At 34.5% G+C, this 9569-nt stretch carries 8 protein-coding genes, 1 other RNA gene and 1 other annotated feature; of the genes, 1 reads left to right on the top strand and 8 read right to left on the bottom strand.

The annotated features are described in order from the left end of the window. Window positions 1–273: 273 nt before the first annotated feature. Window positions 274–1128, bottom strand: a complete 855-nt coding sequence (locus ACWG0P_RS15795) for a hypothetical protein (RefSeq protein ID WP_455802532.1) — start codon at window positions 1126–1128, stop codon at window positions 274–276. A 227-nt stretch (window positions 1129–1355) separates the two neighbouring features. Between ACWG0P_RS15795 and ACWG0P_RS15790 the strand changes: the two genes are divergently transcribed. Continuing rightward, window positions 1356–2096 carry a tRNA 2-thiocytidine biosynthesis TtcA family protein gene (locus ACWG0P_RS15790; protein ID WP_455802531.1) on the top strand — a complete coding sequence of 247 codons (741 nt, stop codon included), beginning with the start codon at window positions 1356–1358 and terminating at the stop codon, window positions 2094–2096. A gap of 47 nt (window positions 2097–2143) precedes the next feature. On the opposite strand, the gene ACWG0P_RS15785 is transcribed toward ACWG0P_RS15790, so the two are convergent. The 7 genes from ACWG0P_RS15785 to ACWG0P_RS15755 all read right to left on the bottom strand — a co-directional run bounded on the left by ACWG0P_RS15785 (window position 2144) and on the right by ACWG0P_RS15755 (window position 9385). Further along, a complete protein-coding gene (locus ACWG0P_RS15785) occupies window positions 2144–2722 on the bottom strand; it encodes a hydrolase (RefSeq protein ID WP_455802530.1) in 579 nt (192 codons plus the stop codon). Window positions 2723–2809: 87 nt separating this feature from the next. Beyond that, window positions 2810–2964, bottom strand: a non-coding RNA gene (gene ssrS, locus ACWG0P_RS15780) — 6S RNA. A 115-nt stretch (window positions 2965–3079) separates the two neighbouring features. Continuing rightward, window positions 3080–4828: an aspartate--tRNA ligase gene (gene aspS, locus ACWG0P_RS15775; RefSeq protein ID WP_455802529.1), complete on the bottom strand. Its 1749-nt coding sequence runs from the start codon at window positions 4826–4828 to the stop codon at window positions 3080–3082. Next, window positions 4821–6143, bottom strand: coding sequence for a histidine--tRNA ligase (hisS, locus tag ACWG0P_RS15770; protein WP_455802528.1), 1323 nt, complete (start codon window positions 6141–6143; stop codon window positions 4821–4823). Before hisS ends, aspS begins: the two co-directional genes overlap by 8 nt. 38 nt (window positions 6144–6181) lie before the next feature. Beyond that, window positions 6182–6380, bottom strand: a binding site (T-box leader). Window positions 6381–6427: 47 nt separating this feature from the next. Next, on the bottom strand, window positions 6428–8254 hold the full coding sequence (locus ACWG0P_RS15765; RefSeq protein ID WP_455802527.1) for an ATP-binding cassette domain-containing protein: 1827 nt from the start codon (window positions 8252–8254) through the stop codon (window positions 6428–6430). Window positions 8255–8256: 2 nt separating this feature from the next. Next, window positions 8257–8700 carry a DNA helicase UvrA gene (locus ACWG0P_RS15760; protein ID WP_455802526.1) on the bottom strand — a complete coding sequence of 148 codons (444 nt, stop codon included), beginning with the start codon at window positions 8698–8700 and terminating at the stop codon, window positions 8257–8259. A 97-nt stretch (window positions 8701–8797) separates the two neighbouring features. After that, window positions 8798–9385 carry a helix-turn-helix domain-containing protein gene (locus ACWG0P_RS15755; RefSeq protein WP_455802525.1) on the bottom strand — a complete coding sequence of 196 codons (588 nt, stop codon included), beginning with the start codon at window positions 9383–9385 and terminating at the stop codon, window positions 8798–8800. Window positions 9386–9569 lie beyond the last annotated feature (184 nt).

Raw genomic sequence — 9569 nt, 5'->3', positions numbered from 1 at the left:
TTTTCAAGAATAGTGAATTCTAGAAAAAGTACGAAACTAAATCAATAACGAAAAAAGGTCTCATCCCCTTTACTTAGGGGACTTGGGACCTTTTTACTATCTTCCAAGTGTAAAACTTGAGACAATAAAACACTTTGATTAACCATACTAATACAAAACTTCACATAACTTTACAAAAAGATCAAATAGCAATCTGATACAATTGTTTTTCATATGAAACGAGTTCGATTCAAATCCATATGTTTCCTTTATTAAAGACAAAGTTTTAGGTATCTACTTATTTGCTTTATATTTTTTTATAAGAACAACTTCAAACACAATAATTACAAAGATGAGTAGTAAACCAACCTTCAACTTATCCATCCACTTATCAAAAACATTATCTTTCTCAACTTCAAAATCTGATATAGCATGATAATTTTCTGGCAAAATTTGAAGAATTGAATCAGTAACTTCACCGCTTTCACTCTTTATGAATATTTGAAATGAGCGAAACTTACCATATGAATAATTCTCTATATCTTTGTGATAAACAATTTCCATGATAGAAGAGAAAGTATCAAGAGTAATGTAGTCTCCAAATTCAATAAATGTGAACATTTCATCAAAATTTGGCAAATCAGATGATTCTACAATATCTTCTGATAAAACTTGATATAGTTCAAATTCAACTTCTTTGAACGATTTAGATGAATCCCCTTTATTCAAGCGAATATCTAACTCACCACCTCCCGAACCTGCCATACGATACATCACATTTGATTTAGGTTGAGTGATGTTTAGATTTTGAAAAAAAGCATTATTTGCGACCTTTATATTATATGGTTTGCGTCGTTCAGAATTTTTGTAATATACAAATGCGGGTAAATCTGGATAAAATACAGTTGATACTTTTGAATCTATCGAATTATTCTTCAATAATTCTACAATTTCTTTTTCTGTAACACGCATTTCATCAAGTGTATTTTTATCTTTAACATCCTCAGATAATACTACAATATAGTTCCCACTTTTGCGAGTGATAGAAACATCCTTAATCAATAAAAAATCATAAATTAAGAAACAGATAACACAACACAATAATAGAACAGGTAAATATAACCATAGTTTATGAGTTTTCTTTTTCATAATTCCCTCCCGCAGTTCCCTCAGCTATTTTTTAAATATAAAAACATCGAAGAACTTTATATCTTTAGCGTACCATTTATAGACATCTAATTCAACATGAATTAATTCCTTTCTTTACATTCCGCTTCATGAATAACATTCTAAAGTATTTCATATCCTATTATTTTTCTATACATATAAAATCAATTCATGTTATAATACCAATGTTTTTAAAGAGGTGAACAAATATGAATTTACAGGCAATATTAAGAGATATCAGAAGAGCAGATCGAGATTATAACCTTATTGAAGATGGTGATCGTATTGCTGTTGGAGTAAGTGGTGGAAAAGACAGTATGGTCTTGTTGACTGCTTTACATATGTATTCCAAATTCGAAGGTAAGAATTTTACAGTTGTTGGCATCCATATCAAATTGGGGTTTCCAAATATGAACTTTGATGAAGTAAACGCATTCTGCGAAAATGAAGGAATCGAATTCCATAAATTTGATTCTATTGTTTATGAAATATTAAAGAAGAATTTGGATAAGAACGGAAATTTAAAATGTAGTTTATGTTCCAAGTTCAAAAAGGCAACCGTCATTGATGAAGCAAAGAAATTAAATTGTACAAAAGTTGCCTTTGGGCATCATAGTGATGACGCTGTAGAAACGCTATTGATGAATATGATTCATGGTGGTAAGATTGCAACATTCTTACCTAGAATGTATTTATCAAGAACAGATATGACCTTTATTCGCCCTCTTATTTATAGCTATGAGGAAGCCATTATCGCTGCCCAACAAAATAACGATATTCCATTTGTACAAAGTACATGTCCAAACGATGGTTATACAGAACGTCAGGATATGAAAGAATTATTACAAGATTTCTATGTGAAGTATCCCATGGCAAAGAGTAACTTCGTGCACATGTTAAGCAATCAAGAACAAATCGAATTATGGCATAAAGTAAACGAAGAAAGTTAATCTATACAAAAGAAGTGCACTCCACCAAGGAAATACACTTCTTTTCTTTATTCTTTCCCTTCTACAAAGTAGGTAGCTTCCATATCTGCAGTACTTAATGCAAATGCGAGAGGATACATTTCAAACGCCGCTCCAACATTGCGCACTTCTTCACTTCCACTAAAGCCCATATGATATCGTATTGCAAAAGCCTCTTCACGTGACAATCGTATAAAGCCATTGATGATATAAACACTTTTCTCTCCATGTCCATAAGGCAATTGATCATCAAATTCATAATATGGAACTTGTTGCCATGTTCCATTTATCTTTTGATTACGTGTACTTTCTTTATAACAATTAACTTTACAAACATCGTGTAATAAAGCGACAATAGCTACACTCTCATCGTCGTAGTTCATATGATACAATTCTTTCGCACGATCCCTCTTCAAATAATCACATAGACAATCATATACATTCAAGCTATGTTCTAACAACCCTCCTGCATAAGCTCCATGAAATCTAGTAGAAGCTGGTGCAGTTAAAAAATCACTTTGGTTCAATAAGTAATCCAATAATTTTTCGCTTCCTTCTCGATTTACATGTTCTTTATATAACGCGATAAATCTCTCTCTATGATCCATGCCCTACCTCCTGTATCTTTGTTAAAAGTATAGCATATGTTAAACAAAAAACAAAATAAAAAAGAAGTCGATTCATCGGCTCCTTTTTCATGTCCAAGAGTAGAGATCTTTCCCTGTAAATGCAGGTGGGTGATCTGTACGAATTTTTAGGATTCCTGCTCGTAGCAAGTATTCACACCAAATCATAACATCCGATCTCCCTTATCTCTAAGTGTAGGAAAAATGTGTAACTCTTGGACACTTATAGTATATCATGTATATTCTAAAAGAATACTCTTGACATTTATATTTTTTTTGCTTTCTTGAAACTAACAATCATGTATAAAAATCAAGTTTATACCTAGAAAAAAAAGTAGATTAATTTTCTCCTTTAGTTATGCTTAAACAAAGCTCATCGAGTTGGATTTGATCCACAGTTGATGGTGCTTCACTCATCAAATCAGATGCGCTGGCAGTTTTTGGAAATGCAATTACATCTCGTATATTATCTGTATTACTTAAAATCATAATCAAACGATCGAGTCCAATTCCTACACCACCATGTGGAGGTGTTCCATATTTAAAGGCATCAATAAAGAATCCAAATTTTTCATATGCTTCTTCCAATGACATACCAATTGCTTCGAATACTGTTTTCTGTAATTCTTGATCATGAATTCGAATAGAACCACTTAATAACTCATATCCATTCAACACTAAGTCATATGCACGAGAATAACAATGAGAAGGATCACTCATCAATTTATCTACATCCTCTAGATTAGGAGACGTAAATGGATGATGTGCTGCTACATAGCGGTTTTCATCCTCTACATATTCAAACATTGGGAAATTCGTAACCCATAAGAAACGATAGCTTGAAGTATCTATTAAATCTAAGTCATGTCCTAATTTATTACGTAGAGCACCCATTGCCGTTTGAGCAACTTTTTTCTTATCCGCAACCATGAAGATAACATCGTTATTTTCTAAACTATAATTCTTCACTAAAGCTGCTTTTTCATCATCGCTTACTACTTTCGCAACAGATCCACTCAGCACATCCTCACTCATCTTCAAATAAGCGAGTGCTTTCGCTCCATAGATTTTTACATATTCTTGTAGTTTATCAAAATCTTTACGTGAGAACTTATCTGCACAATTCTTCGCAACCATCCCACAAATAACACCTTCACTATCCAACACGTTTTTGAACACTTGGAATTCAGTATGTTCAAATACAGCATTCATTGTTTGTAGTTCCATACCAAATCGTAAATCTGGTTTATCACTACCAAAACGAGCCATACATTCTTCATATGGTATACGAAGGAAAGAATCAAGTTCTACATCTTTCACTTCTTTGAAAATTTTCTTCATTAATCCTTCTGTTACATTCCAAATATCTTCTTCTTCAACAAAACTCATCTCGATATCGATTTGCGTAAATTCTGGTTGTCGATCCGCCCTTAAATCTTCATCACGGAAACATTTAGCAATTTGGAAATATTTTTCTAAACCACCCACCATCAACAACTGTTTATATAGCTGTGGTGATTGTGGAAGAGCATAGAATTCTCCTGGTGTTAAACGACTTGGAACTAAATAATCACGTGCTCCCTCTGGTGTCGACTTACATAAGATAGGAGTTTCAATTTCTAAAAAACCTAAATCAGATAAATAATTACGAGTTAACATGGTGACTTTGTGACGTAACATCAAATTCTTCTGCAATACACTTCTTCTTAAATCAAGATAACGATATTTCAAACGTGTATCTTCTAAAGCATCTGTTTCATCCGCAACAATGATTGGTGTTGTTTGTGCACGGTTTACGATTGTCACTGATTCTACCTTTACTTCGATATCCCCAGTAGGAAGCTTAGGGTTTTTATCTTTACGTTCACAAACGATTCCTTTTACTTCTAAGATATATTCATTACGTACATCTTTGATTTGTTCTGCGATATGCTCATCAAATACCAATTGTGTAATTCCACTACGATCTCTTAAATCAATAAATACAAGTGCACCGAAATTTCTACGTTTTGCGACCCAACCAACTAACGTCACTTCTTTTTGTGCATCTTCGATTCTTAACTCTCCATTTTGGTGTGTTCTATTCATGTGTATTCCCTTCTCCCTGACACGTACATACATGTTCATCTTGTACAAACATCGCATCTATCGCATCAATAATCTCTTCTATTTTTACTGTTTGTTTTACTTGGTCTTTAATCCGTTTTATATTGACAGTCCCTTGTTTTATATCATCTTCTCCAACAAACAATGCTACTTTTGCTTTTTGACGATCGACCGTTTTAAATTGAGCTTTAAAAGAACGATTCAAATAATCCATATCACAACGATACCCCGCAGAGCGAAGTGCAGTTGTAATTTGCAATGCTTCATTTCTAACAGATTCATCTAGACATAAAACATAGGCATCCAATCCATCTTCTTCATTTAACACAATACCTTCAGCCTCACAAGCAATGATCAAACGCTCAATTCCCATCGCCCAACCGATTCCACTCATTCCTTCTGGTCCTCCAAAATATTCCACAAGACCATCGTAACGACCTCCTGCAAACACAGTCGATTGTGCACCCATATCTTTATTAACAGAAACAACCTCAAATACCGTGTGTGTATAATAATCCAAACCACGAACCAAACGATCGTCTACTTCATAAGGAATTCCTAATGCATCTAGACCATCCAATACTTCTTTAAAGTAAGCTTTACTTTCTTCATTTAGATAATCTTCCATTTTTGGTGCAGTTTTCATCACTTCACGTTCATGATCAACTTTACAATCCAAAATACGCAATGGATTTTGTTCAAAACGACGTTTACAATCTCCACACATATGTTCAATATCGTGTTCAAAGTGTTTCTTCAATGCGCTACGATATGCATCGCGTGATGCATCATCCCCTAACGTATTGATTAACACCTTCATATCTTTCAATCCAAGAGCCGTAACAAAAGACCAACCAAGAGTAATTGCTTCTACATCCAACAAAGGACTCTTTGCACCAATGACTTCTACACCAAACTGATGAAAAATACGCATTCTTCCCTTTTGTGGACGTTCATGACGACACTGTGGTCCTACATAATACATTTTCACTGGTAAATCTGCATATCCAAACATTTTATGTTCCACAAATGCTCTAGCAACACCTGCCGTACATTCTGGACGCAATGTCAAAGATGTAGAACTATTTTCTAACTGAAATGTGTACATCTCTTTATTGACCATATCACTGGAATCATTTCCTCTTTTAAACACATTGGTATGTTCAAAAATTGGGGTTCTAATTTCCTGATAATTATATACATAACAAAACTGACGAATCAATTCTTCTAAACGATGCCATTTACCAACCTCACTTGGTAGTACATCTTGTGTTCCTCTAGGTACTTGATAATTCATATTTATTTCCTCCTATAAAAGTATAAAAAAACGCCCTGTATAAGGACGTATCTATACGCGGTGCCACCTTATTTCGTTCATTGAACGCTATACTCAAGTCCATAACGCAGACATGCGATTACCCATTTCCTGATAACTCCTCAAAAGTGTCCCAAGTATACACCAAGTGAAGACTTTCAGCACAACATCTTCTCTCTATAACAAGGCATATAATCAGCTCTTTATCTATGGATTATCTATAGTTTACCTAGGTTAAAGTATTTTGTCAATAGAAAATGCGTTCTCTAGAAGCACGAAGGTTTCTTTCTCTCACAAGATTTTCGCAAATAACTCGCTGTGATAGTATTTGAAGAATCGATCATTTCTCGTGGTGTTCCCGTAAACACAATTTCTCCTCCTGCACTACCGCCATCTGGTCCTACATCAATGATATAGTCAGCTCGTTTCATAACATCTAAATTATGTTCTATCACAAGCACTGTATTTCCACGTTCCACAAAACCATCTAATACTTCCATGATTTTATGAACATCAAATGCATGCAAACCTGTAGTAGGTTCATCAAGTACATAAATGTTTCCTTTTTTATCTAAGTATTTCGCTAATTTCACACGTTGTCGTTCACCACCCGATAAAGTAGATAATGATTGACCCAAAGATAAATAAGATAAACCTACTTCCATCATAGCGTGAATATGTTTATGGATTTTCTTATGTTCTTGAAAAAAAGAATATGCTTCTTCAACACGCATTTCTAAAATATCTACGATCGTTTTACCACGATATTTATAAGACATTGCTTCATCACTGTATCGTTTTCCTTCGCATGCCTCACAAACAGTTACAACGGGGTCCATAAACACCAATTCCGTCAAAATTACGCCTCTTCCTTTACATACAGGACAAGCTCCTTTACTATTAAAAGAAAACAATGAAGGTGATACATGATTTTCCATCGCAAGTAGTTTGCGAATATCATCAAAGAAACCAAGGTAAGTCGCTGGGGTAGAGCGTGATGTAGCGGTAATCGCAGATTGATCCACCAAAACCACTCGTTCTTCATACTCTTTCGCAAAAACATCACGAATCAAAGTAGACTTACCAGAACCTGCAACACCACTTATCACACATAATACATGCAAAGGAATAGACACAGAAACATCTTTCAAATTATGTAAAGAAGCATGAGTAAGCTCTAGATAGGAAGTAATCGCTCTAGTATTTTCTTTTACTTCAACATATTCACGCATAGCTTTCCCTGTTAAAGTATCCGTTTTTAACAATCCTTCATAACTCCCCTGATACAGCACTTCCCCTCCATTACTTCCTGCATGAGGTCCTACATCGATTACTTCATCCGCAATGGATATAACATCTTTATCATGTTCTACCACCAACACGCTATTCCCTTTATCACGAAGGCTTTGTAATAACTTACTCATTCTATAAACATCTCGTGGATGCATTCCCGTACTAGGTTCATCAAATATATACATCATTCCCGTTAACGAGCTTCCCATATAGCGTACTAGTTTTAGTCGTTGCGCCTCTCCTCCAGATAATGATGTTGATTCACGATTCATACTTAAATATGGAAGACCAATTTCAATCAAGCGAGATAAAGAGGATAAAAGACTTTGAATGATAGATTGCGCACGATCATCGTGTATAGTTTCAAGCATATGATATAGCTGTGTAAACTCCATTTCGCAAAGATCATGTATCGTGTATCCTTGTATTTGGCAGGATAATGCCCTTTCATTCAAACGTTTTCCATGACAACAAGGACATGGATGGGATTGTATTAATTTCTGATAACGAAGAAGAGACGTCTCTTTTATTTCTGAAATATCTCTTTTCAGTAATGCCTTCTTTAAAAAATTGTAAATACCACCTACATCTTTATGAACTTGTTTCCCATTACGTTCATATGCTCCATACAATAACAAATTACGTTCTTGTTCACTATAATCCTTCCACTTTTTATCCGAATCAAACAAACCACTATTCACGTATGCTTTCCAATACCATTTTCCTGGATGAAATGCTGGCAAATCTAACATATCTTCATTCAAACTTTTGTTATTATCAATTACCGCAAAAATATTCACATCTATAATAGTGCCAACCCCATACAATGTGGGCACATACCATTGGGATTGTTGAAAGAAAAATAAGAAGATGTACCAATATAAGGAGTTGCAATCCTTGAAAACAACAAGCGCATCAATGTATACATATCACTAATTGTACCTACAGTTGAGCGAGCATTACCGCCTAACCTAGATTGATCAATAATGATGGATGCTGATAAATTCTCAATACACTCAACTCTTGGTTTTTCAAACTTAGGTAAACGTCCTCGAATGTATGCTGAATACGTCTCATTCATTTGTCGTTGACTTTCTGCCGCAATCGTATCAAATACAATACTTGATTTCCCTGACCCCGAAACTCCTGTAAACACAACAATCTTTTCTTTCGGTATATCTAGTGTAATATTTTTTACATTGTTTTGTGTTAATCCTTGTATATGAATCTTATTTTTATCTTGCATAAATACCCTCTCCTTCTTCAATATACCCTAAAGTATAAAGCCTCCAGTAAGGGGAAAGTCAAGACACATCTCTCTATGCAATTTTAGAAAGCTTGTTTTATTTTTTTATACTAGTCGAAAACAAACCATGCACACTACAATACGCATATACTTCGCCACTACCTGTATATGGGAAGCGTATTTCCATCGGTTGTTCTGGATATAACTTTATAAACTGCATGCGATCATATGATACAAATGCAACAAAAGAAATATAGTGTTCTTTTTTCATATCGTGTTCCATACTCACGAAGTAATCATGCTCGACAATGTTGATATCTAGTTTATGATCATCGTCAACTAATCTCTCTAATGGATGTAAGGTATAACCACAACAATGCATATCCACATACGACATTGAAGTTAGAATATTACCACATTTTGGGCATACATAAAATTGTATATTTTTTATATTTCCCTTATCTTTGCTTTTTGTCTCCAAACTTCCATTAAAGAAACAATCCATGGACACTTCAAATAGTTGTGATATTTCCTTTATCAGGGAAATATCCGGAACTCCTTTGCCACATTCCCACTTCGACACTGCCTGCTCACTAACATGTATTTTTTGTGCCAACTGCTTTTGTGTCAGGTTTTGTTCTCTTCTAAGTTTTCGAATCAATTTTCCAATTTCATATACATCCATATAAATCACCTCATAACTATTCTATCTTCCTTTTAAATATAATACAAACAACGCATCGTTGAATCGAGTAGGAGATAAATAATTATTTTATTTATCGTCCTCTCACACCACCGTACGTACGGTTCCGTATACGGCGGTTCAGTATATTTTATATAGAATTGTTTCGATAGAGGGTTTCCATTGC

It is taken from the genome of Amedibacillus sp. YH-ame6 (assembly GCF_053848845.1).
This window is presented reverse-complemented; position numbering and strand designations above follow the sequence as displayed.

Bases quoted from the DNA above. Each gene is read 5' to 3' on its own strand.
- ACWG0P_RS15795 (WP_455802532.1), bottom strand. From the start codon at position 1,128: ATGAAAAAGAAAACTCATAAACTATGGTTATATTTACCTGTTCTATTA.
- ACWG0P_RS15790 (WP_455802531.1), top strand. From the start codon at position 1,356: ATGAATTTACAGGCAATATTAAGAGATATCAGAAGAGCAGATCGAGAT.
- ACWG0P_RS15785 (WP_455802530.1), bottom strand. From the start codon at position 2,722: ATGGATCATAGAGAGAGATTTATCGCGTTATATAAAGAACATGTAAAT.
- aspS (WP_455802529.1), bottom strand. From the start codon at position 4,828: ATGAATAGAACACACCAAAATGGAGAGTTAAGAATCGAAGATGCACAA.
- hisS (WP_455802528.1), bottom strand. From the start codon at position 6,143: ATGAATTATCAAGTACCTAGAGGAACACAAGATGTACTACCAAGTGAG.
- ACWG0P_RS15760 (WP_455802526.1), bottom strand. From the start codon at position 8,700: ATGCAAGATAAAAATAAGATTCATATACAAGGATTAACACAAAACAAT.
- ACWG0P_RS15755 (WP_455802525.1), bottom strand. From the start codon at position 9,385: ATGGATGTATATGAAATTGGAAAATTGATTCGAAAACTTAGAAGAGAA.